20 protein-coding genes are annotated in these 23,829 nt (G+C 61.0%); 14 read left to right on the top strand and 6 right to left on the bottom strand.

Annotated elements, in window-relative coordinates; genetic code table 11:
- The first annotated feature begins 51 nt into the window (after positions 1–51).
- The gene (locus BLW24_RS17365; RefSeq protein WP_090384773.1) at positions 52–1,155 is read left to right on the top strand and encodes an AI-2E family transporter; all 1,104 of its coding nucleotides are present in this window, start codon (positions 52–54) and stop codon (positions 1,153–1,155) included.
- A gap of 42 nt (positions 1,156–1,197) precedes the next feature.
- Positions 1,198–1,635: a potassium channel family protein gene (locus BLW24_RS17360; protein WP_338062074.1), complete on the top strand. Its 438-nt coding sequence runs from the start codon at positions 1,198–1,200 to the stop codon at positions 1,633–1,635.
- A 117-nt stretch (positions 1,636–1,752) separates the two neighbouring features.
- Here the strand turns inward: BLW24_RS17360 and dcd are convergent, their stop codons facing one another.
- Positions 1,753–2,319 carry a dCTP deaminase gene (dcd, locus tag BLW24_RS17355; protein ID WP_090384763.1) on the bottom strand — a complete coding sequence of 189 codons (567 nt, stop codon included), beginning with the start codon at positions 2,317–2,319 and terminating at the stop codon, positions 1,753–1,755.
- A gap of 324 nt (positions 2,320–2,643) precedes the next feature.
- On the opposite strand from dcd, the gene BLW24_RS17350 reads away from it, so the two are divergent.
- On the top strand, positions 2,644–2,853 hold the full coding sequence (locus tag BLW24_RS17350) for a cold-shock protein (protein WP_090384757.1): 210 nt from the start codon (positions 2,644–2,646) through the stop codon (positions 2,851–2,853).
- A gap of 186 nt (positions 2,854–3,039) precedes the next feature.
- On the opposite strand, the gene apbC is transcribed toward BLW24_RS17350, so the two are convergent.
- Positions 3,040–4,131 carry an iron-sulfur cluster carrier protein ApbC gene (gene apbC / locus BLW24_RS17345; protein WP_090384751.1) on the bottom strand — a complete coding sequence of 364 codons (1,092 nt, stop codon included), beginning with the start codon at positions 4,129–4,131 and terminating at the stop codon, positions 3,040–3,042.
- A gap of 156 nt (positions 4,132–4,287) precedes the next feature.
- Between apbC and metG the strand changes: the two genes are divergently transcribed.
- From metG to BLW24_RS17300, 9 genes are all read left to right on the top strand, one after another.
- Positions 4,288–6,330, top strand: coding sequence for a methionine--tRNA ligase (metG, locus tag BLW24_RS17340; protein ID WP_090384744.1), 2,043 nt, complete (start codon positions 4,288–4,290; stop codon positions 6,328–6,330).
- A 155-nt stretch (positions 6,331–6,485) separates the two neighbouring features.
- Complete coding sequence (gene rsxA, locus BLW24_RS17335) at positions 6,486–7,070, top strand: electron transport complex subunit RsxA (protein WP_090252381.1); 585 nt, start codon at positions 6,486–6,488, stop codon at positions 7,068–7,070.
- Positions 7,067–7,642: an electron transport complex subunit RsxB gene (rsxB, locus tag BLW24_RS17330; RefSeq protein WP_090384735.1), complete on the top strand. Its 576-nt coding sequence runs from the start codon at positions 7,067–7,069 to the stop codon at positions 7,640–7,642. The genes rsxA and rsxB overlap by 4 nt, the downstream gene beginning before the upstream one ends.
- A complete protein-coding gene (gene rsxC, locus BLW24_RS17325) occupies positions 7,639–10,338 on the top strand; it encodes an electron transport complex subunit RsxC (protein WP_090384732.1) in 2,700 nt (899 codons plus the stop codon). Before rsxB ends, rsxC begins: the two co-directional genes overlap by 4 nt.
- 39 nt (positions 10,339–10,377) lie before the next feature.
- Positions 10,378–11,409 (top strand): RnfABCDGE type electron transport complex subunit D, encoded by a 1,032-nt coding sequence (locus BLW24_RS17320; protein WP_090384729.1) that lies wholly within the window; start codon positions 10,378–10,380, stop codon positions 11,407–11,409.
- 29 nt (positions 11,410–11,438) lie between these two features.
- Positions 11,439–12,053 carry an electron transport complex subunit RsxG gene (gene rsxG / locus BLW24_RS17315; protein WP_208600237.1) on the top strand — a complete coding sequence of 205 codons (615 nt, stop codon included), beginning with the start codon at positions 11,439–11,441 and terminating at the stop codon, positions 12,051–12,053.
- A complete protein-coding gene (locus tag BLW24_RS17310) occupies positions 12,046–12,759 on the top strand; it encodes an electron transport complex subunit E (protein WP_090384724.1) in 714 nt (237 codons plus the stop codon). Before rsxG ends, BLW24_RS17310 begins: the two co-directional genes overlap by 8 nt.
- Positions 12,756–13,394 (top strand): endonuclease III, encoded by a 639-nt coding sequence (gene nth, locus BLW24_RS17305; protein ID WP_090384721.1) that lies wholly within the window; start codon positions 12,756–12,758, stop codon positions 13,392–13,394. Before BLW24_RS17310 ends, nth begins: the two co-directional genes overlap by 4 nt.
- Before the next feature lie 249 nt (positions 13,395–13,643).
- Complete coding sequence (locus tag BLW24_RS17300) at positions 13,644–13,823, top strand: PA3496 family putative envelope integrity protein (protein WP_090384717.1); 180 nt, start codon at positions 13,644–13,646, stop codon at positions 13,821–13,823.
- 69 nt (positions 13,824–13,892) lie between these two features.
- On the opposite strand, the gene gloA is transcribed toward BLW24_RS17300, so the two are convergent.
- The 3 genes from gloA to BLW24_RS17285 form a co-directional block, all read right to left on the bottom strand.
- Positions 13,893–14,285, bottom strand: a complete 393-nt coding sequence (gloA, locus tag BLW24_RS17295) for a lactoylglutathione lyase (protein WP_090384714.1) — start codon at positions 14,283–14,285, stop codon at positions 13,893–13,895.
- A 94-nt stretch (positions 14,286–14,379) separates the two neighbouring features.
- On the bottom strand, positions 14,380–15,597 hold the full coding sequence (locus BLW24_RS17290) for an argininosuccinate synthase (RefSeq protein ID WP_090384711.1): 1,218 nt from the start codon (positions 15,595–15,597) through the stop codon (positions 14,380–14,382).
- Between the two features lie 131 nt (positions 15,598–15,728).
- Positions 15,729–16,652: a flagellar protein MotY gene (locus BLW24_RS17285; RefSeq protein ID WP_090384707.1), complete on the bottom strand. Its 924-nt coding sequence runs from the start codon at positions 16,650–16,652 to the stop codon at positions 15,729–15,731.
- Between the two features lie 205 nt (positions 16,653–16,857).
- Between BLW24_RS17285 and pyrC the strand changes: the two genes are divergently transcribed.
- Both pyrC and rnt read left to right on the top strand, forming a co-directional pair.
- Complete coding sequence (pyrC, locus tag BLW24_RS17280; RefSeq protein WP_090384701.1) at positions 16,858–17,904, top strand: dihydroorotase; 1,047 nt, start codon at positions 16,858–16,860, stop codon at positions 17,902–17,904.
- Positions 17,901–18,575: a ribonuclease T gene (rnt, locus tag BLW24_RS17275; RefSeq protein WP_090384698.1), complete on the top strand. Its 675-nt coding sequence runs from the start codon at positions 17,901–17,903 to the stop codon at positions 18,573–18,575. The genes pyrC and rnt overlap by 4 nt, the downstream gene beginning before the upstream one ends.
- Positions 18,576–18,958: 383 nt before the next feature.
- Here the strand turns inward: rnt and BLW24_RS17270 are convergent, their stop codons facing one another.
- The gene (locus BLW24_RS17270; protein WP_090384695.1) at positions 18,959–23,800 is read right to left on the bottom strand and encodes an NAD-glutamate dehydrogenase; all 4,842 of its coding nucleotides are present in this window, start codon (positions 23,798–23,800) and stop codon (positions 18,959–18,961) included.
- Between the last annotated feature and the right edge of the window lie 29 nt (positions 23,801–23,829).

Genomic DNA, 23,829 nt, shown 5'->3' with positions numbered 1-23,829 from the left:
CCCGGCCACTCAGGCCGGGCAGGCCTAAGCCACTTCAGGAAAGGAAAGCCCATGTCGCCGAACGCCACGCCAGAGCGGATATTCACCCGCACCCTGCTCGACACCCTGATCCGTGCGGGCCTGATCGCTGCCCTGGTGGTCGCCTGCTTCCAAGTGTTCAGCCCGTTCCTCAACCTGATGTTCTGGGCGCTGATCCTCGCCGTCACCCTTTACCCGTTGCACATCCTGCTCAAGGCACGCCTGGGCCACAGTGACAGCCGCGCCGCCACGCTGTTCGTGGTCTTGGCGATCGCCATTCTGCTGATCCCCATCTACCTGCTCGGTACCTCGCTGACTGAGTCGGTGCAGGCAACCATTGCCACGGTCAAATCCGGCGCCGTACACATTCCGCCGCCACCGGATGCGGTCGCCCAATGGCCGCTGATCGGCCAGCGCCTGCATGGGTTCTGGGCGCAAGCCGCTACCGATCTGACCGGGGTGCTGCAACGCCTGGCACCGCATTTCAAGGATATGACCCTGGGCCTGCTCGGCAAGATCGCCGGGATTGGCGTCGGTATGCTGGTGTTCATCGCCGCACTGATGATTGCCGGCATCATCATGGCCTACGGCGAAATGGGCCACCACAGCGCCCGACGCATTGCCGCACGAGTGATCGAAGCTGAACGCAGCGACGCCTTGGTCGAGCTATGCACCGCGACCATCCGCGCGGTGGCGCAGGGGGTGATAGGTATTGCCTTTATCCAGATGCTGCTGACCGGCGCCGGCTTCGTCTTCATGGACGTTCCCGGCGCCGGCCTGCTGGCTCTGGCCGTGTTGCTGCTGGGCATCATGCAGTTGCCGGCCACGCTGATCACCCTGCCGGTGATCGCCTTCGTCTTCTTCAGCGAAGGCGCCACCCTGGCCAGCATCATCTTCGCCATCTACAGCTTCGTCGCCGGCCTCGCCGACAATGTGCTCAAGCCACTACTGCTGGGGCGCGGCGTGGATGTACCGATGCCGGTGGTATTGATCGGCGCCCTGGGCGGCATGGTGACCGGCGGCATCATCGGCCTGTTCATCGGCCCGGTGCTCCTGGCGGTGGGCTACAAGCTGTTCTGGCAGTGGGTCGACACGCCACTCGCGGACAGGGCGACCGGCCCGCAGGATGGCGAATAAGCATCGGCACGCCTAAAGGCCAACCAAGGAGAAGCCATGCTTATGAGCCTGATGATCGGCTTGCCGTTAATGCTGCTATGCCTGCTTCTGCAGACCGTGATGGTCGCTCTCAGCCTGCGCCGCTATGCCAAGTACCGGCGTAGCCTTAACCAGCCCTCGCTGGGCAGCACCATCTTGATTCTGAGCCTGGTGATGCTGTTGCTTCTGGTGGGTAATTTTGTGCAGATGGCTATCTGGGCTGGGCTGTTTATCGCGCTGGATGAATTTCAGAGTTTTTCCCAAGCGCTGTACTTCTCCGGCGTAACCTTCACCACCGTTGGCTACGGCGACCTCGTCCTCTCACCAGCACGGCAACTGCTCAGCCCGATAGAGGCCGCCAACGGCATCCTGATGCTCGGCGTATCCACCTCGGTAATGACTACCGCACTCGGCGACGTGGTCAAGCACTACACCCAACAACAGAAAAGCTCGCAGGTATGATCCGCACAGAACAGCCAGAAAGGGCGTGCAGCAGTTGATGCCGTCGGTTCCCTTACCCGAGGTAAAAATAGAAAAGCCGGGCAATGCCCGGCTTTTCTATGGATCGACTGAAGTGACTCAGGCCCTAGGCAGGGTCACACCCAGCTGGCCCTGATACTTACCGCCACGATCCTTGTAGGACACTTCACAGGCCTCATCGGACTGCAGGAACAGCATCTGCGCCACACCCTCGTTGGCATAGATCTTCGCCGGCAAGGTGGTGGTGTTGGAGAACTCCAGGGTCACGTGACCTTCCCACTCCGGTTCCAGTGGGGTGACGTTAACGATAATGCCGCAGCGCGCGTAAGTGCTCTTGCCCAGGCAGATGGTCAGCACATCACGGGGAATCCGAAAAAACTCCACAGTACGAGCCAGGGCAAAGGAGTTCGGTGGAATGATGCAGACGTCGCTCTTCACATCGACAAAGCTCTTCTCGTCGAAGTTCTTCGGGTCGACTGTGGCCGAGTTGATATTGGTGAACACCTTGAATTCATCAGCGCAGCGCACGTCGTAACCGTAGCTGGAAACGCCATAGGAAATCAGCGGCTGCGCGCCCTCGGCACGTACCTGGCGCTCGACGAAAGGCTCGATCATGCCGTGCTCTTGGGCCATGCGGCGAATCCATTTATCCGATTTGATGCTCATGGCGGGTGTCCTGCTTATGGCGAAGGGTGAAAAGTGCACGCATCTTACCGGGGCCGGCTGCTGGGTTCAAAGGCTCTTGAGCCAGTGCCAGGCGCAAAACGTTAAAGCGCCTGTCTGTCGCTAAATAACAGAAAGATGCACAGAGCATTCGCGCTTAGCGCCAAAAGCGGGTATGGTGGGCCCACTGTGCTGCATGTGTCACCGCGAATCGCTACTTGATGCCTAGATTTCGATCAAACATCGTCCGACTCCTAGTACTCGTTGCACTCAGTCCCGGCCTGGGCTTTTCCAGGGCTGTTATTACTTTTGTTAGGAGACATTCACATGTCCAATCGTCAAACTGGCACCGTTAAGTGGTTCAACGATGAGAAAGGCTACGGCTTCATCACTCCACAATCCGGTGACGATCTGTTCGTACACTTCAAAGCTATCCATAGCGATGGCTTCAAGAGCCTGAAAGAAGGCCAGCAAGTGACTTTCGTGGCCACCCGTGGTCAGAAAGGCATGCAAGCTGAGGAAGTTCAGGTTGTCTAACCTGCACTAACCCGCTTGAGAAAAAGCCCCGCCTAGTGCGGGGCTTTTTTGTGCTCAGCACATCCATGTGCCTCACCCCTTTGGGGCTAGCGAGCAAAAGTGCTCCCGGCATTTTTGTGGCCGCTCATCCCTGGCATCTACCTTTCGGATGGAAAGCGCCACGCGCAGAGCGCGTGGAAGCAATCCTCAATCTTCGCTGATCACAATAGAAGGCATCGCCTGCTGCGCCCCGCTCTGAGCAATCCGCGCACCGACGTTACGTGCAGTTTCCTGGTAGATCATCGCAATCTGGCTTTCCGGATCGGCAATAGCAGTGGGCTTACCGCCATCGGATTGCATGCGGATGGCCATCGACAGCGGCAAGGAAGCCAGCAGATCGACACCGAACTGCGCCGCCAGCTTCTCGCCGCCGCCCTCGCCAAACAGATGCTCGGCATGCCCGCAGTTCGAGCAAATGTGCACGGCCATGTTTTCCACCACGCCGAGCACCGGGATATTCACTTTACGGAACATCTCCACGCCCTTCTTGGCATCCAGCAGGGCCAGATCCTGCGGCGTGGTGACGATCACTGCGCCCGCGACCGGCACCTTCTGTGCCAGGGTCAGCTGGATGTCGCCGGTGCCTGGCGGCATATCGACCACCAGGTAATCCAGGTCGTCCCAGGCGGTCTGGGTAATCAACTGCAGCAGCGCGCCGGAGACCATCGGTCCACGCCATACCACCGGGGTGTTTTCGTCGGTGAGAAAGGCCATGGACATCACTTCCACGCCATGAGCCTTGAGCGGCACAAACCACTTCTGGTCTTTCACCTGGGGCCGCGTGCCTTCCGGGATACCGAACATGATGCCCTGACTCGGCCCGTAGATATCCGCATCGAGAATGCCGACCTTGGCCCCCTCACGGGCCAGCGCCAGCGCCAGATTGGCAGCTGTGGTGGATTTGCCCACTCCGCCCTTGCCGGAGGCCACGGCGATCACATTCTTTACATTGGCCAGGGCTGGCACCTGATCCTGCGCCTTGTGCGCCTCAATCACGCAATCGACCTGCACTTGGGCACGCTCGACGCCATCAAGGTTTTCCAGGGCCATCTGCAGCATCTGCGCCCAGCCGCTTTTGAACAAACCGGCGGCATAACCCAATACCAGACGCACCTTGACCTGCCCGCCCTGGATATCCACCTCACGCAGACAACCGGCGCTGACAGGGTCCTGATTCAGGTGCGGATCGGTGTATTGGGACAGGGCGGCTTCGACCGCTGCGCGGGTAACGACACTCATGGAAGGCTCCGAAAGACTGAGTAAAGCAGGCGGGCATCTTACCCCAGGCCAACCGCATCGGGTCACACCAGCAGGCATTGCCCGCGCAAGGGTGAAAAATATCCGCCGCCCCTATATAGTTGCCGGCTTCCCTGAGTTACCAGTGCAGCCGATCCCATGAGCCAAGTCCGCAAGATTCTCGTCACCAGCGCCCTGCCCTACGCCAACGGTTCGATCCACCTTGGCCATATGCTCGAGTACATCCAGACCGACATGTGGGTGCGTTTCCAGAAGCTGCGCGGCAACCAGGCTATCTACGTCTGCGCCGACGATGCGCATGGCTCGGCGATCATGCTGCGCGCCGAGAAAGAAGGCATCACCCCGGAACAGCTGATCGCCAATGTCCAGGCCGAACACACCGCCGACTTTGCCGACTTCGGGGTCAATTTCGACAACTACCATTCGACCCATTCGGAAGAGAACCGCGAGCTGGCGTCTTCGATCTATCTCGCCCTGCGCGACAAAGGCCATATCGCCACCCGCTCGGTAACCCAGTATTTCGACCCCGAAAAGGGCATGTTCCTCGCCGACCGTTTTATCAAAGGCACCTGCCCCAAGTGCGCGGCGGAAGACCAGTACGGTGATAACTGCGAAAAGTGCGGCGCCACCTACGAGCCGACCGAGCTGAAGAACCCGCGTTCCGCCATCTCCGGCGCGGTGCCGGAGCTGCGTGACTCCAAGCACTTCTTCTTCAAGCTGCCGGACTTCGAAGCCATGCTCAAGCAATGGACCCGAAGCGGCGCCCTGCAAGATGCCGTGGCCAACAAAATCGCCGAGTGGCTGGATTCCGGCCTGCAGGAATGGGACATCAGCCGTGATGCGCCGTACTTCGGTTTTGAAATCCCCGACGAGCCGGGCAAGTACTTCTACGTCTGGCTGGACGCACCGATCGGCTATATGGCCAGCTTCAAGAACCTCTGCGCACGCACGCCAGAGTTGGACTTCGATGCGTTCTGGGGCAAGGACTCCACCGCCGAGCTGTACCACTTTATCGGCAAGGACATCGTCAACTTCCACACCCTGTTCTGGCCGGCCATGCTCGAAGGCGCGGGCTACCGCAAGCCTACGGCCGTCGCCGTTCACGGCTACCTGACTGTCAATGGGCAGAAGATGTCCAAGTCGCGCGGCACCTTTATCAAGGCGCGCACCTACCTCGACCATCTGAACCCCGAGTACCTGCGCTACTACTACGCGGCCAAGCTGGGCCGTGGCGTCGATGACCTCGATCTGAACCTGGAAGACTTCGTGCAGAAGGTCAACTCGGACCTGGTTGGCAAGGTGGTCAATATCGCCAGCCGTTGCGCTGGCTTTATCCACAAAGGCAACAACGGCCTGCTGGTGGCCGGTAATGCCGCGCCTGAACTGACCGACGCCTTCCAAGCGGCCGCCCCGAGCATCGCTGAAGCTTATGAAGCGCGCGACTTTGCCCGCGCCATGCGCGAAATCATGGCCCTGGCCGATCGCGCCAACGCCTGGATCGCCGATAAAGCGCCTTGGTCGCTGAACAAGGTTGGAGGCAAGCAAGACGAAGTACAGGCCATCTGCGCCCTGGGCGTAAACCTGTTCCGCCAGTTGGTGATCTTCCTCAAACCGGTGCTGCCGCAGCTGGCCAGCGACGCCGAGGCCTTCCTCAATGTCGCGCCGTTGACCTGGAATGACCACCAAACACTGCTGGCCAACCACCAGCTGAACCCGTTCAGCGCCCTGCTGACCCGTATCGAGCCTGCGAAAATCGACGCCATGATCGATGCCTCCAAAGAAGACCTGGCCGCCAGCGAAGCCGCTCCAGCCGCAGCTGGCAATGGCGAACTGACAAAAGACCCACTGGCCGCCGAGATCGCCTTCGACGCCTTTGCAGCGGTGGATCTGCGTATCGCCCTGATCGAAAAGTGCGAATTCGTTGAGGGCGCCGACAAGCTGCTGCGCCTGACCCTGGATATCGGCGATGCCAAGCGCAACGTGTTCAGCGGCATCAAGAGCGCCTACCCGGACCCAAGCAAACTGGAAGGCCGTCTGACCCTGTACGTGGCCAACCTGGCCGCGCGCAAGATGAAGTTCGGCGTCAGCGAGGGCATGGTGTTGGCGGCCGGCCCTGGCGGTGAAGAGATTTACCTGCTCAGCCCGGACAGCGGTGCCAAACCGGGCCAGCGGGTCAAATAGCCCTGCGACCCACTAGCGCAGCCGGCCAGGCCTGGCTGCGCTAGCCTTATGGCAGCACCTCAGGAAGGCTGATCCGGCTTGTATGGCTGGTTCGGCTTACCGATAATAGCCACCCCTTTCCTGCGGCCTTTGCCCGTCCATCAATGGAACCCGCAATGACCGAACTCGCCTTGATCATGGTCAGCGCCATCCTGGTCAACAACTTCGTGTTGGTCCAGTTCCTTGGCCTGTGTCCCTTTATGGGCGTCTCGAAGAAAATCGAGACGGCTATCGGTCTGTCACTGGCCACCACATTCGTGCTGACCCTGGCCGCCATGTGCAGCTACCTGGTGCAGCAGTACGTGTTGAAGCCGCTGGATATCGAATACCTGCGCACCATCAGCTTTATTCTGGTGATTGCAGTAGTGGTGCAGTTCACCGAAATGGTGGTGAACAAGACCAGCCCGCTGCTGTACCGCGTGCTCGGCATCTTCCTGCCGCTGATCACCACCAACTGCATCGTTCTGGGCGTGGCCCTGCTGAATGCAAACAAGGCCGAATTCACTTTTATCACCGCCACCGCCAACGGCTTTGCCGCCGGTCTCGGCTTCTCCCTGGTACTGGTGCTGTTCGCCGCTATGCGTGAACGCATCGCCATCGCCGACGTGCCGAAATCATTCCAGGGCGCGGCCATCGGCATGATCACGGCCGGGCTGATGTCTCTGGCGTTTATGGGCTTTACCGGACTGATCAAGCTATGAGCCTGGTACTGATCGCGGTTCTCGCCCTGCTCGCCCTGTGCCTGGTGGCCGGCGCCATCCTTGGTTTCGCCGCGGTGCGCTTCAAGGTCGAAGGCAACCCGATTGCCGAACAGATTAACGCCCTGCTGCCGCAAACTCAGTGCGGCCAGTGCGGTTATCCGGGCTGCAAGCCCTACGCCGAGGCAATTGCCGGCGGCGACAAGATCAACAAATGCCCACCCGGCGGCGAAGCGACTATCCAGGCCCTTGCCGACCTGCTCGACCTTGAAGCCGAACCGCTGGACGCCGTGGAAGGCGAAAAACCGCAAATGGTTGCCTATATCCGCGAAGCCGAATGCATCGGCTGCACCAAGTGCATCCAGGCCTGCCCGGTGGACGCCATCGTCGGCGCGGCTAAGCAGATGCACACGGTGATCGTCAGCGAATGCACCGGCTGTGACCTGTGCGTCGAGCCCTGCCCGGTGGACTGCATCGACATGATCGAAGTGGGCAGCACCGTGCAAAGCTGGAAATGGGAAAAACCCCTGCTACCCGGCCAACTGATTGCCAGCGACCGGGAGCAAGCGGCATGAGTGCGCAGGAACGTATCCGGGATATTCCCGGCGGCATTCACCCGGCCGAGCGCAAGGAGCTGTCCAACCGCACGCCGATCCAGCCGGCGCCGCTGCCGGGGCGCCTGACCCTGCCACTCAACCAGCATATCGGCACGCCTGCAGAACCGGTGGTCGTCGTGGGTGAGCGCGTGCGCAAAGGCCAGCTGATCGCCGCCGCCAATGGTTTTGTCAGCGTGCCCGTGCATGCGCCAACCTCCGGCACCGTGAGCTTTATCGGCCCGCAGCCTTACCCGCACGTATCCGGCATGCTCGCCCCAGCCATCGTTATCGACAGCGATGGGCTGGATGAGTGGATCGAGCTGACGCCACAGCCAGACTATCGTCACCTGGAAAGCAGCACTCTGGTTGAGCTGATTCGCCAGGCGGGGATCAGCGGCCTGGGCGGCGCGGGCTTTCCTACGGCAGTGAAACTCAATGCGCGGCCGACGCAGAAGATCCACACGCTGATCATCAATGGCACCGAGTGCGAGCCCTATATCAGCGCCGACGACCTGCTGATGCGCGAGCGCGCCAACGAGCTGATCAGCGGCATCGACATTCTGGTGCAGCTGATTCAGCCAGATCAGGTGCTGATCGGCATTGAGGACAACAAACCCGAAGCCATTGCCGCCGTGCGCAGCGCGCTGAACGAGCGCAGCTATCAGCTCAAGGTATTTCCCACCAAGTACCCTTCCGGTGGTGAAAAGCAGCTGATCCAGATTCTTACCGGCGTGGAAGTGCCCAGCGGTGGCCTGCCGGCGGATATCGGCATGCTCTGCCAGAACGTCGGCACCTGCGTGGCCATCCACAACGCGGTGATCCATGGCAAACCGCTGATCTCGCGCATCACCACCCTCACCGGCGAAGCCCTGGCCCGACCGATGAACGTCGAGGTGCTGCTCGGCACCCCGGCGGGTGAATTACTGGCGTTTGCCGGTCTCGATCAGGGCAAGCTGAACCGCCTGATCATGGGCGGGCCGATGATGGGCTTTACCCTGCCCGACTTTGCCGTACCCGTGATCAAGACCACCAACTGCCTGCTGGCTTCGACCACCGCCGAGCTGCCACCGCCGCCACCAGCCATGCCCTGTATTCGCTGTGGCGAATGCGCCGAAGCCTGCCCGGCCAGCTTGCTGCCGCAACAGCTGCACTTCTTCGCCATCGGTCAGGAACACGAACAGCTCAAGGCGCATAACCTGTTCGACTGCATCGAGTGTGGCGCCTGCGCCTATGTCTGCCCGTCGAGCATTCCGCTGGTGCAGTACTACCGCGCGGCCAAAGGCGAGATTCGCGAACTGGAGCAGAAGCAGCTCAAGGCCGAACAGTCGAAACAGCGCTTCGAGCTGCGCCAGGAACGCCTGCGCCGCGCCGAAGAGCAGAAGGAAGCCGAACGCCAGGCCCGCGCCGCCAAAGCTGCCCAGGCGCAAATCGCACCGGCGGCAGCGGACAGCGCTGTGCCACCGGCGAAACCCGGCCTGAGTGACGAGCAGAAGAAACTCAAGATCGAAGCCAGCATGGCCCAGGTCGCTCTGAAGAAAGCCGAGAAGCAGCTGGCCACCCACGCCAGCCCCGAACTACAGGCCCAGGTCGACGAACTGCGCAGCGCGGCAGCCATCGCCCAGCAAGCGCTCGACAGCGCCATGGCCGCCAACCCACCGGCACCAGCTGCAGCGCCAGCAGTCGACGATGGCGCAGTGAAAAAAGCCAAGATCGACGCAGCCATGCTCCGCGCCCAGGTGCGCAAGCTGGAAAAACTTGAAGCGCCCAGCGACGAGCAGCAAGGCGGACTGCAGCAGCTGCGCAACCAGCTGGAAGCCGCAGAGAAACTGCTGGCCAGCCTGGAAGCCCAGGCGCCGGCACCGGCACCGGCTGCCAAACCTGCGGCCGACGATGGCGCACTGAAAAAGGCCAAGATCGACGCTGCCATGCTCCGCGCCCAGGTGCGCAAGCTGGAAAAGCTCGAAGCGCCAAGCGCCGAGCAGCAAAGCGAACTGCAACAACTGCGCAGCCAGCTGGAAACCGCCGAAAAACTCCTGGCCAGCCTGGAAGCCCAGGCGCAGGTACCTGCCGCCAAACCCGCTGCCGACGATGGAGCACTGAAAAAAGCCAAAATCGACGCTGCCATGATCCGCGCCCAAGTGCGCAAGCTGGAAAAACTTGAAGCTCCCAGCGACGAGCAGCAAGGCGAACTGCAGCAGCTGCGCAACCAGCTGGAAACCGCCGAAAAACTCCTGGCCAGCCTGGAAGCCCAGGCGCCAGCCGCTGCCGCTGCCGCTGCCGCTGCCGCTGCCGCCAAAGTGTCTGATGCAGATGCCCCCGATCCGCTGAAAAAAGCCAAGATCGAACTGGCAATGAAACGCGCCGAACTGAAAAAGGCCGAGAAAGCCGGCAGCGATGAAGCCACGCTTGGCAGCTTGCGCGAAGCATTGAGCGCCGCCGAGCAGGTGCTGCACCAGGCCGAGGATGCATCCGGTAAGCCAGCTCCTGAGCTGGTGCGCACCGACAAGCAGCCGATCGACGAAACCACCCGGGCGCTAAAGACCGAAGTGGCCTTTGCCCGCGCCGATCTGCGCAAACTGGAGCGTGATGACAGCAGTGCAGCCGACGCCCTGGCCGCCGCGCGACAACGCCTGACCGACGCCGAACGCCAATTACAGGAACACGCAGGCAGCTGATCACAGCCCTGCGTAGCCAACCCAACAACCGGAGCGCCAATGGCCCTGCCCCGTATCACATCGCCCCACGCCAAGGGCAGCAACCGCACCCAGCAAGTGATGCTGCAGGTGCTGCTGGCTACGGTACCGGGGATTCTCGCCCTGACCTGGCTGTTCGGCGCCGGCACCCTGATCAATCTGCTGTGGGCCAGCGTCTGCGCCCTCGGTGTTGAAGCCGCCATTCTGGCGCTGCGCAAGCGCCCAGTACTGTTCTTCCTCAAGGACTACAGCGTACTGGTCACCGCCGTGCTGCTGGCCCTGGCGCTGCCGCCCTATTCACCCTGGTGGCTGACGCTGGTGGCCACCGGATTTGCCGTGCTGTTCGGCAAGCAGCTGTATGGCGGCCTTGGGCAAAACCCCTTCAACCCGGCCATGCTCGGCTATGTGGTGGTGCTGATTTCCTTCCCTGTAGAGATGACCAGCTGGCCAGCGCCATATACGGTCGGCCTGCTTGAAGGGCTGCAGCAGATTCTCGGCATCGCCAACCTGCCCGACGGCTGGGCGCAAGCCACTGCGCTGGATGCGTTGAAGGTCAACAAGAGCCTGACCATCGACGAGCTGTGGGCGCAGAATCCGGCGTTCGGCTACCTCGGTGGCGCCGCCACCGAAGCGGTCAACCTGGCCTTCCTCGCCGGCGGCCTGTACCTGCTGCACAAGCGCCTGTTCACCTGGCATGCACCGGTCGGCATGCTCGCCGCCCTAGCGCTGATGAGCCTGCTGTTCTGGAACGGCTCGGGCTCGGACTCCCATGGATCGCCGCTGTTTCATCTGCTGACTGGTGCAACCATGCTCGGCGCCTTCTTTATCGTCACCGACCCGGTCAGCGGCGCCACCAGCAACCTCGGCCGGCTGATTTTCGGCATCGGCGTGGGTGTGCTGGTTTACGTGATTCGTGCCTGGGGCGGCTACCCGGATGGCGTTGCCTTCGCCGTGCTACTGATGAACCTGGCCGCCCCGACTATCGACTACTACACGCGGCCGCGCACCTACGGCCACCGCAAGCCGACTCGCGGCTTCAAGTTGGGAGAGTAACCGTGGCCCTGCCTGAAATTAGCCGCTCGATGCTGAAGAACGCTCTGGTGCTCGGGCTGTTTGCCATCGCCACCGTGGGCCTGGTCGCCGTGCTGCAACAAGCCACTGCTGGGCGCATTGCCAACGCCGAGCGCGAAGCCCAGGTGCGCGCCCTAAGCGAAATCCTGCCCCAGGGCAGCTATGACAACCACCTGCTGGACAACAGCATTCAGCTGCACGATCCGCTGCTCGGCAGTAAATCGCCACAGACCGCCTATATCGCCCTGAAAGACGGCAAGCCCAGCGCGGTGATTCTGCGCGCCACAGCGCCGGACGGTTACAGTGGCGCGATCCATTTGCTGATCGGTATCCAGGCTGATGGTCGCCTGGCCGGCGTGCGCGTACTCGGCCACAAGGAAACCCCGGGCCTGGGTGACAAGATCGAGCTGGCCAAAAGCGCCTGGATTCGTAGCTTCGATGGCAAGTCACTGAGCAATCCCGGCGAGGATGGCTGGGCGGTGAAGAAAGATCGTGGCGAGTTTGATCAGTTTGCCGGCGCCACCATCACCCCGCGCGCGGTGGTCAAGGCGGTGCACAAGGCCCTGCAGTATTTCGATGCCCATCAAGAGCAACTGTTCGCAGTCCAGGTGAAGTCCAATGGCTAGTCCCAGCTACCGCGAAATCACGCTTAACGGCCTATGGAAGAACAACCCGGCGCTGGTGCAACTGCTCGGCCTCTGCCCACTGCTCGGAGTGAGCAACTCGGCGGTCAACGCCCTAGGGCTGTCACTGGCCAGCGCTGTGGTGCTGATCTGTTCCGGTACAGCGGTGTCGCTGGTACGCAGCGTGGTCAACACCGCCGTGCGACTGCCGGCCTTTGTGATGATCATCGCCGCACTGACCACCTGCATCGAACTGCTGATGCAGGCCTTTACCTACGAGCTGTACCAGATTCTCGGCATCTTTATCCCGCTGATCACCACCAACTGCGTGATCCTCGGCCGCGCCGATGGCTTCGCCGCGAAGAACGACCCGGGCCGCGCCGCCTATGACGGCTTGATGATGGGCCTGGGCTTTGGCGTGGTACTGGTGATGATCGGCGCGCTGCGCGAGCTGTTCGGCACCGGCGCAGTGTTTGCCAATATGCATTTGCTGTTCGGCCCCATCGCCACCAACTGGCAGCTGACGCTGATCCCCGAGTACAAGGGCTTCCTGCTGGCCATCCTGCCACCGGGCGCCTTTATCATGCTGGGCTTGCTGATTGCCTGCAAAAACCGTGTGGACGAGGTGCTGGCTGAGCGGGCCAAAGCGCAGCAGGTCGACACACCGGCACAGAGCCGCCGCGTACGGGTGACCGGAGTGATCGAGTGAACGCCGCCAAGCGCTACGAGATCTTCCGCCGCCTGCATGAAGACAACCCCGAGCCGAAGACCGAACTGGCCTACAGCACGCCCTTCGAGCTGCTGGTAGCGGTCACCCTGTCCGCCCAGGCCACCGATGTCAGCGTCAACAAGGCCACCGCCAAGCTGTTCCCGGTGGCCAATACCCCGGAGGCGATCTACGCCCTAGGCGTGGAGGGACTGAGCCAATACATCAAGACCATCGGCCTGTACAACAGCAAGGCGAAGAACGTCATCGAGGCCTGCCGCATCCTGATCGAGAAACATGGCAGCCAGGTGCCAGACAACCGCGAAGACCTCGAAGCGCTGCCCGGGGTTGGACGCAAGACCGCCAACGTGGTGCTCAACACCGCGTTCCGCCAGTTGGCGATGGCGGTGGACACTCACATCTTCCGCGTCAGCAACCGCACCGGCATCGCCCCTGGCAAGAACGTGCTGGAGGTGGAAAAGAAGCTGATGAAGTTTGTGCCCAAGGAATTTCTCCTCGACTCACACCACTGGCTGATCCTGCATGGCCGCTATGTGTGTCAGGCGCGCAAGCCGCGCTGCGGCAGCTGCCGCATCGAAGATCTGTGCGAATACAAACAGAAAACCTCCGACGATTGAGCCGCTATTCAGCAGCTCAATAAGCTGATTGAAAAAATCTTTTTTACCCGCCCAGGTTTTGTCGCTATAAGGTGCGCAAATCAGGTTGTGTGAAAACGTAGCGAGCGAAGGTCAGGCAAGGCGGAAATAGGCGAACACGCGGAGTTTACGAGCTGTAAATGAGCAGTGTGAGCCGGTTTCCAACGCAGCATGGCCGAGCGCAGTAGTTTTCACAGCAGCTGAATGGCCCTGGTAGCCTGGAGTGAATCTATGAGCACTGATAAAGAAGAACTTGAGCTCGACGAAGACTTTGTTGCCGAAGAAGCGGATAACACCGAGGCGCCGGTAGAGGTTGCCAAGACCAACCTGACCAAGCGCCGCATCATCGACAACTTCCTCGAAGAGCGCCGCTTGCACAAGCAATTGGCCGAATACGACTTCGACCTCTAAGCCCGCCCGCAACGAAAAGCCCCGCTTCTGCGGGGCTTTTCGTTGCGCATCTTTAGCCATCAGCAGCTGTCAGTCAGCTCGCGAAGGCGACAACAACTCGATCTTGTAACCGTCCGGGTCTTCAACAAACGCCAGAATGCTGGTGCCGTGTTTCATCGGCCCCGGCTCGCGGGTGATCTTGCCGCCGCGAGTACGGATGTCTTCACAGGCCTTGTACACATCCGCGACTTCCAAAGCGATATGGCCATAGCCGGTGCCCAATTCGTAGCTGTCCACGCCCCAGTTGTGGGTAAACTCGATCACGCTGTTGTGCGCCTCGTCACCGTAGCCAACGAATGCCAGGGTGAACTGCCCTTCGGGGTAGTCCTTGCGACGTAGCAGGGTCATGCCCAGCACTTCGGTGTAGAACGCAATGGATTTATCCATATCGCCGACGCGCAGCATGGTATGCAGCAGTCTCATCAGGTATCTCCTCATCGTTGCCCATCTTGCGGGCTTATAAATGCAAACCCCGGCTTATGGCCGGGGTTTGGTGTGGCTCAGGCGCTCAAGTCTATCAGAGCATCTTGCGCCCTTTGCCCGCGGCGATGCGCATGCGCAAAGCGTTGAGCTTGATAAAGCCACCAGCGTCAGCCTGGTTGTAAGCGCCGCCATCTTCTTCGAAAGTGGCGATATTGGCGTCAAACAGCGAGTCATCAGACTTGCGACCGGTGATGATCACGTTGCCCTTGTACAACTTCATGCGCACCACGCCGTTCACATTGACCTGGGACGCGTCGATCATCTGTTGCAGCATCAGACGCTCTGGGCTCCACCAGAAGCCGTTGTAGATCAGGCTGGCGTATTTCGGCATCAGCTCGTCTTTCAGGTGGGCAACTTCGCGATCCAGGGTGATCGACTCGATGGCGCGGTGGCCCTTGAGCATGATGGTGCCGCCAGGAGTCTCGTAGCAGCCACGGGATTTCATGCCAACGAAACGGTTCTCGACGATGTCCAGACGACCGATACCGTTCTCACCACCGATGCGGTTCAGCTCAGCCAGTACGGTGGCCGGGCTCATGGCCTTGCCGTCGATGGCGACAATGTCACCGGCGCGGTAGGTCAGCTCGATATAGGTCGGGGTATCCGGCGCGGCTTCTGGCGACTTGGTCCAACGCCACATGTCTTCTTCGTGCTCGGTCCAGGTGTCTTCCAGCACGCCGCCTTCGTAGGAGATGTGCAGCAGGTTGGCATCCATGGAGTACGGCGACTTCTTCTTGCCGTGACGCTCGATTGGGATGGCGTGCTTCTCGGCGTAGTCCATCAGCTTCTCGCGCGACAGCAAATCCCACTCGCGCCATGGGGCGATGACTTTTACGCCGGGCTTGAGCGCGTAGGCGCCCAGCTCGAAACGTACCTGGTCGTTGCCCTTGCCGGTGGCGCCATGGGAGATGGCGTCAGCACCAGTCTCGTTGGCGATTTCGATCAGGCGCTTGGCGATCAGCGGACGGGCAATGGAGGTGCCCAGCAGGTACTCGCCTTCGTAGACGGTGTTGGCGCGGAACATCGGGTAGACGAAATCACGCACGAATTCTTCGCGCAGGTCGTCGATGTAGATTTCCTTGACGCCCATGGCCTGGGCCTTGGCACGGGCCGGCTCGACTTCCTCACCCTGGCCGAGGTCAGCAGTGAAGGTCACCACTTCGCAGTTATAGGTATCTTGCAGCCACTTGAGAATCACCGAAGTGTCCAGGCCACCGGAATATGCCAGGACTACCTTGTTTACGTCGGCCATGCCATCAACTCCACGGGGTTGTGCGGGAAAACCGACGATTCTACTGCCCATGCCGTCTGATTCACAGAGGCGCGACAGCTTGTGACGACCAAGCGACGGATAATTGTTGGACAACAGACGAATAGCAGGTGCTAGGAGGTAGTCGCTGGCTCCGCAGCAGCAGGTGCGGGATCCATTGCCGGCGCAGGCGACTCTGCCGCTTCTGGCACCCGATCTAGCAGAATGGTGACCCGACGATTCTTCGCCCGATTGGCTTCATTGCTGTTTGGTGCCACCGGGTAGCGTTCACCGTGAAAGCGCATGGTGATCTGCTCGGCAGGAATGCCGTTGGCCTTGAGGTACTCCATCACCGCCAACGCACGGCGGCGCGATAGGTCGCGATTGGTCAGACGATTGCCGCTGTTATCCGCATGACCATCGAGCTGGATGCGATTGACGCTGGGGTCGGCCTTGAGAAAGCTCAAAATGATATCCAGCTTGGCCTGGGCCAGCGGTTCCAGCGCCACCCCACCACCCGGAAAGCCGACCTGGCTCTTGCGCACCTGATCAAAACTCACCGGCAACAGCTTGGCCGTGCAATCCAGGTACTCGTTGTAGGCCTTGTTGAATTTGGCCGGCAGCAGACGCACCTCAACCGCGTCACCGCCCATCGCCGCACGGTGCCGTACCAAGGGGCTACGACCTTCCAGCAGACCGGTTAGCAAGCGCGTACCTTGCTCCTGGGAGCTGTTGAACAGCACCTCGGCCGGCACCACACTGACCGAACCCAGATTGATATCACCGCGCCCCGGTTGCCAGGGCGCCGCCGCCGCCAGCAAGGTGGCATTACCGGCACCCAGCCAGCGCTCACGGGCTTTCAGGCTGAAGGTGACCTGTTCTCCCGCCCGCCGTACAAACACCCCCGAACCGAAATCGGTAATGGGTTGCGACAATCGGCACTCGAACTGATCGCCCTCTACCTGCCACTCGATCTTCTCCAGACGAGTCTGGAAGCTGATGGCCAGGACGGGCTGGCTTGCCAGCAGGCAAAGCACCGCGAGTGAATAAGGGCGCACGACAGACTCCAGGGAATACGGCTTACCCTCTGTCTATCGGTGCCACGGCGAAAAACTTGAGCAGCGCTTTATGCCTCTTCTATAGGTCGGGCCATAAATCAATCCCGCCTTCAGTCAGCTTTACCTGCCGCGCCCGCTTTCAGCGTGCTGCCACGGGGCTTTTCCGGTAGCATTCTCGCCACGTTTTGCCCGCCTGGAAGCTTCCATGACTGACCGCCTTACCCTGCTGCGTCCCGACGACTGGCACATCCACCTGCGCGACGGTGGCGTTCTGCCGCATACCGTCGCCGATGTAGCCCGCACCTTTGGCCGCGCCATCATCATGCCCAACCTGGTGCCGCCGGTACGCAACGCCAGCGAAGCCGATGCCTATCGCCAGCGCATTCTCAATGCCCGCCCTGCTGGTAGCCGCTTCGAGCCGCTGATGGTGCTGTACCTCACCGACCTGACCCAGCCTGACGATGTGCGCACGGCCAAAGCCTCGGGCTTTGTGCATGCGGCCAAGCTCTACCCAGCCGGCGCGACGACCAACTCCGATTCTGGCGTAACCAGCATCGACAAAATTTTCCCGGTGCTCGAAGCCATGGCCGAAGTCGGCCTGCCGCTGCTGGTACACGGTGAAGTGACACGCAGCGAGATCGATGTATTCGATCGTGAGAAGATCTTTATCGGCGAGCACCTGAGCCGGGTGGTCGAGCGCTTCCCGCCCCTTAAAGTGGTGTTCGAGCACATCACCACCCGTGATGCGGTGGAGTTTGTGCAAGGCGCTTCGGCCAACGTCGGCGCCACCATCACCGCCCATCACCTGCTTTACAACCGCAACCATATGCTGGTGGGTGGTATTCGCCCGCACTTCTATTGCCTGCCGATTCTCAAGCGCAACACCCACCAGGACGCTCTGCTGGATGCGGCCACCAGCGGCAATGTAAAGTTCTTCCTCGGCACCGACTCGGCGCCGCACGCCAAGCATGCCAAGGAAGCCGCCTGCGGCTGCGCCGGTTGCTACACCGCCTATGCGGCCATCGAGCTGTATGCCGAAGCCTTCGAGCAGCGCAACGCGCTGGACAAGCTGGAAGCCTTCGCCAGTCTGAACGGTCCGGACTTCTACGGCCTGCCGCGCAACAGCGACAGCATCACCCTGGTGCGTGAAGACTGGACCGCACCTGCCAGCCTGCCGCTGGGCGAGCAAACCGTTATCCCGCTGCGCGCCGGTGAAACCCTGCGCTGGCGTCTGCTGGAGCGCCAAGCGTGAGTGAAGACCTGTACGACGACGAAGCTGAAAGCGGCAGCCACTCCGGCCCGCGCCACCCAATGGCGGCACGCTTTCGTGGCTACCTGCCGGTAGTCGTGGACGTGGAAACCGGTGGCTTCAACTGCGCCACCGATGCTCTGCTGGAAATTGCTGCCACCACCATCGGCATGGATGAAGGCGGTTTTCTCTATCCGGAGCACACCCACTTCTTCCGCATCGAGCCATTCGAAGGCGCGAATATCGAGCAGGCCGCGCTGGACTTCACCGGCATCAAACTTGATCACCCATTGCGCATGGCGGTGAGTGAAGAGCATGCCCTCGGCGAGATCTTCAAGGGCCTGCGCAAGTCGCTGAAAGCGAACAGCTGCAAACGGGCAATTCTGGTCGGGCATAACAGCAGCTTCGACCTGGGTTTCCTCAATGCGGCCGTGGCGCGCTGCGGCATCAAACGCAACCCGTTCCATCCGTTCTCCAGCTTCGACACTGCCACCCTGGCCGGCCTCGCCTATGGTCAGACCGTATTGGCCAAGGCCTGCCAGGCTGCTGGCATCGATTTCGACGGCAAGGAAGCACATTCGGCCCGTTACGACACCGAGAAGACCGCCGAGCTGTTCTGCGGCATCGTCAATCGCTGGAAGGAGATGGGCGGTTGGATGGATTTCGACGACTAAGTAGGTGCAAGACAACGATCTGCTGCGCGTCGGCCCTGCGGCGTTAAAAACAGACTCGGCAAGCCACTATGGCTAACGCGCGTCAGTGCGACCCGAAGGGCGAGTGAAACGAGTAATGCTCATGTACAAAAGTACACTCCGCTTGATTCGCTATGCTCACCCTTCGGGCCAGCCTGCGGCTGTTACTTCGCTTCGCTGCATTTCTCGTCTGTTTTGACCAGCCGGAGGCTGTTACTAACGTAGCGCCTACAGGACTCTAGCTCGCTAGATCTAGAACAAACGTAATTTCACCGACACCAGATCTGCCCCAATAAAAAGCCCCGCACTTGGCGGGGCTTTTTATTAGGGCGGAAACAGCGCAGGTCCGGCCTGCGCTGTTTCTATCAGGCGCTTTGCGCCAGGTCCATCAACTCGCGGTTAGCCACAGCATACATGGCGTAATCGGTGTTGGTGGCCGCACGCAGCTCGCCGAGCATGACCTTCCAGCGATCTACCAAACGGCGGTGCTGGTCCAGCCACACGCCGACCCGCTCTTCGATATCTGCCGGGCCTTCGGCCATTTGCAGTACCGACACGGTGATGGCGCGTTGCTGCCAGTCCAGATCATCACGGAAGGCTTCACGGGCCAGTGCTTGCCAGTTGTTTTCCACCGGCAAGCTGGTGATCTGCTGCAGGTACCAGGACAGCTCCAGCGACCCGCCGATGGCAAAGTACGCCGCTGCTACGCGATCCGGTTCCTGTCCGGTCACGTCCGACGCTTCGATGATCGGCAACAGGGTGTACAGATGGCTGGTGCCGGCGACCACACGCGCCAGCTCTTCCGGCACGCCGGCTTCGACATACCCCTGGAAGCGCGCCAGCCACTGTTCACGGGCCGGGCCTTCGAGCAATTCGTCGAGTCGGCCAACCAGTGCCTCGATGCGCGGCGCAAAATGCGCCACATCGCGGGCCGCGTCCTGCTCGTTGCGGCGGCTGCGCAGGAACCAGCGGGTAGCGCGGCGGCCCAGACGCATCAGCTCGTCCATCAACTGCAGTTGCAGTTCGGCAGGCACCTTGTAGTCCAGCGCCTCGATCTGCTGCCACCAGTGCGGCAGACGGAACAGATCACGCACGATCACATAGGCGCCGGCAACATTCGCCGCGCTCATGCCGGTGGACTCCTTCAGGCGCTGCACGAAGGTGATGCCCATATGGTTGACCAGATCGTTGGCGATCTGCGTGCTGACGATTTCGCGCTTGAGGCGATGCCGACGCATCGGCTCACCGAACTTCTTCGCCAGCAACGGCGGGAAGGCGGTTTCCATTTCCCGCGCCAGGTATTCGTCATCCGGCACCAGGGATTTCAGTAGCGATTCCTTGAGGTCGATCTTGCTGTAGGAGATCAGCACCGACAGCTCCGGACGAGTCAGGCCCAGACCGTTGGCGGCGCGCTCATTGAGCTCGTCGTCGGTGGGCAGGAACTCCAGGGCGCGGTCCAGCTTGCCGGCGGTTTCCAGAGCACTCATCAGACGTTTGTACTCACCTACCCGCTCACGCGCACGGCGCTCAGCCAGTGACAGTGCCTGGGTCTGCTTGTAGTTGTTGCCCAGCACCAGGCCACCCACCGCATCGGTCATTTCCACCAGCAGCTTGTTGCGCTGCTTGCCGGTCATGTCGCCAGCGCCGACGATTTCGCCGAGCAGAATCTTGATGTTGACCTCATGGTCGGAGCAGTCCACACCACCGGCATTGTCGATAAAGTCGGTGTTGCTCTTGCCGCCATTGAGGCCGTACTCGACGCGACCCAGCTGGGTCATGCCAAGGTTACCGCCCTCACCCACTACCTTGGCACGCAGTTCGCGACCGTCTACGCGCAGCAGGTCGTTGGCCTTGTCGCCGACATCGGCGTGGCTTTCCTTGCTGGATTTCACGTAGGTGCCGATGCCGCCGTTCCACAACAGATCCACCGGAGCCTTGAGCAAGGCGTTCAGCAGTTCGTTAGGCGCCAGCTTGTCAGCGCTGATATCGAAGCGCTCTTTCATCTGCGGGCTGATGGCGATGCTCTTGGCACTGCGCAGGAAGATCCCGCCGCCGGCGGAAATCAGCTTGGCATCGTAATCGGCCCAGCTGGAGCGCGGCAGATCGAACAGGCGCTGACGCTCAACAAAGCTCTTCGCCGCATCCGGGTTGGGGTCGATAAAGATGTGCATGTGGTTGAAGGCCGCGACCAGCTGCAGACTTTCCGAGAGCAGCAGACCGTTACCGAATACGTCGCCGGCCATATCGCCGATACCGATTACGGTGACATTGTCCTTCTGCACGTCGATGCCACGTTCACGGAAGTGGCGCTGTACCGAAACCCAGCCGCCCTTGGCGGTGATGCCCATGCCTTTGTGGTCATAACCCGCCGAGCCGCCCGAGGCGAAGGCATCGTCCAGCCAGAAGCCGTATTCGGCAGCAATGCCGTTGGCGATATCGGAGAAGGTCGCGGTGCCTTTGTCGGCCGCCACCACCAGATACGGATCGTCGCCATCGTGACGCACCACGTTCTGCGGGGGCACCACGGCGCCGTCTTTCAGGTTGTCGGTGATATCCAGCAGGCCGCTGATGAATATCCGGTAGCAGGCAATGCCCTCGGCCAGCACATCATCACGGGTGCCGCCGACCGGCAGTCGCCGTGGAATAAAGCCGCCCTTGGCGCCCATCGGTACGATGACCGCGTTTTTCACCTGCTGCGCCTTGACCAGGCCCAGCACCTCGGTGCGGAAGTCTTCCTCACGGTCCGACCAGCGCAGGCCACCACGGGCTACGTCACCAAAGCGCAGGTGCACGCCTTCAACACGCGGCGAGTAGACGAAGATTTCGAACTTCGGCGTCGGTCGAGGAATATCTGGAATCGCCCGCGGGTTGAGTTTGAAGCTGAAGTAGCTCTTCGGCGCACCACTGGCATCGGTCTGGTAGAAGTTGGTGCGCAGGGTGGCTTTGATCAAGTCCAGGTAGCGGCGCAGGATGCGGTCTTCGTTGAGCACCGCAACGTTGTCCAGCGCGGCGAGAATCGCCTGCTCGAGCTTCTGCTGCTTGTCTTCCAGATCATCAACGGTAAGTTTGCGCGCCAGGTAGAAGCGCGTCTTGAACAGGCGCACCAGTTCCTTGGCGATATCGGCGTGGTTGACCAGGGTGCTGGCGATGTAGCTGAGGTCGAAGCCCAGGCGAATCTGCTTGAGGTAACGGCCGTAGGCACGCAGCAGCGCCACGTCGCGCCACGGCATGGCGGCCATCAGCACCAGACGGTTGAAACCGTCATTCTCCGCCGCGCCACCGACGATATTGACGAAAGCGCCCTGCAGGGTGTCGTTGAGCTGCTGGATGTCGACATCCAGGCCTTCGGCATAGGTGAAGGCGAAGTCGTGAATCCAGAACTCGCGGCCATCGGCGCGGCGCAGCTTGTAAGGGAACTCACCGAGCACGCGCAGACCGAGGTTTTCCAGAATCGGCAGCACGTCCGACAGCGGCAGCGGCGTGTCGGCGTGGTACAGCTTGCAGTGCAGCTGCTGCTCGCCCTGGGTCAGCGGCTGGTAGAAACTCATCACCAGTTGGCGCTCGCTGTTCAGGCTAAGCAGGTGCTGCATGTCCACCACCGCCGAGTGCGGGGCGAAACGCTCGCGATAGCCAGCCGGGAAGCCGCCGGGGAATTCGCTGAGCACTTCGGTGCCCTGGGCTTCGCCGAGGCTTTCGACGATCAGGCTGGTGTAATCGTCCTTCCACGAACGGCAGGCCTGGATGGCTTCTTTTTCCAGGCGTAGCGGGTCGATCTGCACGCGGTTCTTCGGGTCAACCTTGAGGATGAACTGCACCCGCGCCAGTACCGATTCGGAGAAGAAGGTCCAGAATTCGCAATCGGTAGCCTGCAGACGCTCCATCAGCACCTGCTGGATCTTCATCCGCGTTTCGGTGGAGTACACATCGCGCGGCACATAGGCCAGGCAGTAGCAGAAACGGCCATAAGGGTCGCGGCGCAGGAATACGCGAATCTTGTTGCGCTCCTGAATCTGCACGATCGCCATGGTGGTGTTGAACAGCTCGTCCACCGGAGTCTGGAACAGGTCATCACGCGGCAGCACTTCCAGGACTTGAGCCAGCTCCTTGCCCAGGTGCGCGCTGCTGTCGAAACCGGAGCGCTGCTTGATCACCGCCACTTTGCGGCGGATATACGGAATGTTCCACACGCTCTCAGCGTACACCGCCGAAGTGTACAGCCCCATAAAGCGGCATTCCTTGACCACCTTGCCCTTGGCGTCCAGTTCGCGGATCGACACCAGGTCCGGGTACGCCGGACGGTGCACGCGGCTGGGTACCGCGGCCTTGGCGAAGGACAGCAACTGCGGCTCGCGCAGGTAGGCGACGGCTTCAGACTCGATATGCAGTTCATCAGCCTTGAGGCCAGTGCGCAGGCGCTTGGACATGCCCAGCAGGGACTTTTCGTCGTAGACCATGCTGCCGCCGCCGGCGCTGTCGGCAACGGTGAATTCTTCATAGCCGAGGAAGGTGAAGTGGTCGTCGAGCAACCAGTTCATGAATACCTTGATCTCTTCCAGCTCGGCGCCTTCGACCTTGAGCTTGGCCTTATCCAGCCAGGCCAGCAGTTCCTTGGCCTTGGCTTTCATCGGCTGGAAGTCGGCGACGCTCAGGCGTACATCACTGAATACTTCGTGCAGGTCTTTTTCCAGGGTCTTCAACTCGCCGACGTTGGCGCAGCGGTCGATCTCCAGGAACATCAGGGCTTCCTGCTGCACATCCTTGCCCTGGGCGCCCTTGGGCAGGATTTCCTGCAGCTCGCCGCTCTTGTTGCGGCGCACGCTGAACACGCTGTTCTGCAGGGTGTGGATGCTGTAGCCGCGACGGTTGAGCTCCATGCGCACCGAATCGACCAGGAACGGAATGTCGCTGTGCAGAATTTCTACGGCAGTGTGGGTGGACTGCCAGCCATGTTTTTCATAATCGGGGTTGAATACCCGCACTTCGGGCTTGGTCGGTTCAAAACGCTCCAGCAGCCGCCAGGACGACAAGGTGCAGCCGACCAGGTCAGAGAGGCGACGCTGGGTCAGCTCCTCGAGGGCGATGATGCCGAAGAATTGCTCGGCGAACAGGGCTACTTGTGGCAGAGCCTGTTCACTGACGTGCTGCGCCAGCGCCGTTTGCAGGTGGTGCTGAAAATCGGCTTTGCTGGCCGCCGTAAAGAACGCCATGGGTTTGCTCCGTTTGGCTTGTTATTCGT

This window comes from Pseudomonas anguilliseptica (assembly GCF_900105355.1).
GTDB classification, from domain to species: Bacteria; Pseudomonadota; Gammaproteobacteria; order Pseudomonadales; family Pseudomonadaceae; genus Aquipseudomonas; species Aquipseudomonas anguilliseptica.
This window is presented reverse-complemented; position numbering and strand designations above follow the sequence as displayed.

Excerpts from the sequence above, each read along its gene's own strand:
- BLW24_RS17365 (WP_090384773.1), top strand. The coding sequence starts at position 52 with ATGTCGCCGAACGCCACGCCAGAGCGGATATTCACCCGCACCCTGCTC.
- BLW24_RS17360 (WP_338062074.1), top strand. The coding sequence starts at position 1,198 with ATGAGCCTGATGATCGGCTTGCCGTTAATGCTGCTATGCCTGCTTCTG.
- dcd (WP_090384763.1), bottom strand. The coding sequence starts at position 2,319 with ATGAGCATCAAATCGGATAAATGGATTCGCCGCATGGCCCAAGAGCAC.
- BLW24_RS17350 (WP_090384757.1), top strand. The coding sequence starts at position 2,644 with ATGTCCAATCGTCAAACTGGCACCGTTAAGTGGTTCAACGATGAGAAA.
- apbC (WP_090384751.1), bottom strand. The coding sequence starts at position 4,131 with ATGAGTGTCGTTACCCGCGCAGCGGTCGAAGCCGCCCTGTCCCAATAC.
- metG (WP_090384744.1), top strand. The coding sequence starts at position 4,288 with ATGAGCCAAGTCCGCAAGATTCTCGTCACCAGCGCCCTGCCCTACGCC.
- rsxA (WP_090252381.1), top strand. The coding sequence starts at position 6,486 with ATGACCGAACTCGCCTTGATCATGGTCAGCGCCATCCTGGTCAACAAC.
- rsxB (WP_090384735.1), top strand. The coding sequence starts at position 7,067 with ATGAGCCTGGTACTGATCGCGGTTCTCGCCCTGCTCGCCCTGTGCCTG.
- rsxC (WP_090384732.1), top strand. The coding sequence starts at position 7,639 with ATGAGTGCGCAGGAACGTATCCGGGATATTCCCGGCGGCATTCACCCG.
- BLW24_RS17320 (WP_090384729.1), top strand. The coding sequence starts at position 10,378 with ATGGCCCTGCCCCGTATCACATCGCCCCACGCCAAGGGCAGCAACCGC.
- rsxG (WP_208600237.1), top strand. The coding sequence starts at position 11,439 with ATGCTGAAGAACGCTCTGGTGCTCGGGCTGTTTGCCATCGCCACCGTG.
- BLW24_RS17310 (WP_090384724.1), top strand. The coding sequence starts at position 12,046 with ATGGCTAGTCCCAGCTACCGCGAAATCACGCTTAACGGCCTATGGAAG.
- BLW24_RS17300 (WP_090384717.1), top strand. The coding sequence starts at position 13,644 with ATGAGCACTGATAAAGAAGAACTTGAGCTCGACGAAGACTTTGTTGCC.
- gloA (WP_090384714.1), bottom strand. The coding sequence starts at position 14,285 with ATGAGACTGCTGCATACCATGCTGCGCGTCGGCGATATGGATAAATCC.
- BLW24_RS17290 (WP_090384711.1), bottom strand. The coding sequence starts at position 15,597 with ATGGCCGACGTAAACAAGGTAGTCCTGGCATATTCCGGTGGCCTGGAC.
- pyrC (WP_090384701.1), top strand. The coding sequence starts at position 16,858 with ATGACTGACCGCCTTACCCTGCTGCGTCCCGACGACTGGCACATCCAC.
- BLW24_RS17270 (WP_090384695.1), bottom strand. The coding sequence starts at position 23,800 with ATGGCGTTCTTTACGGCGGCCAGCAAAGCCGATTTTCAGCACCACCTG.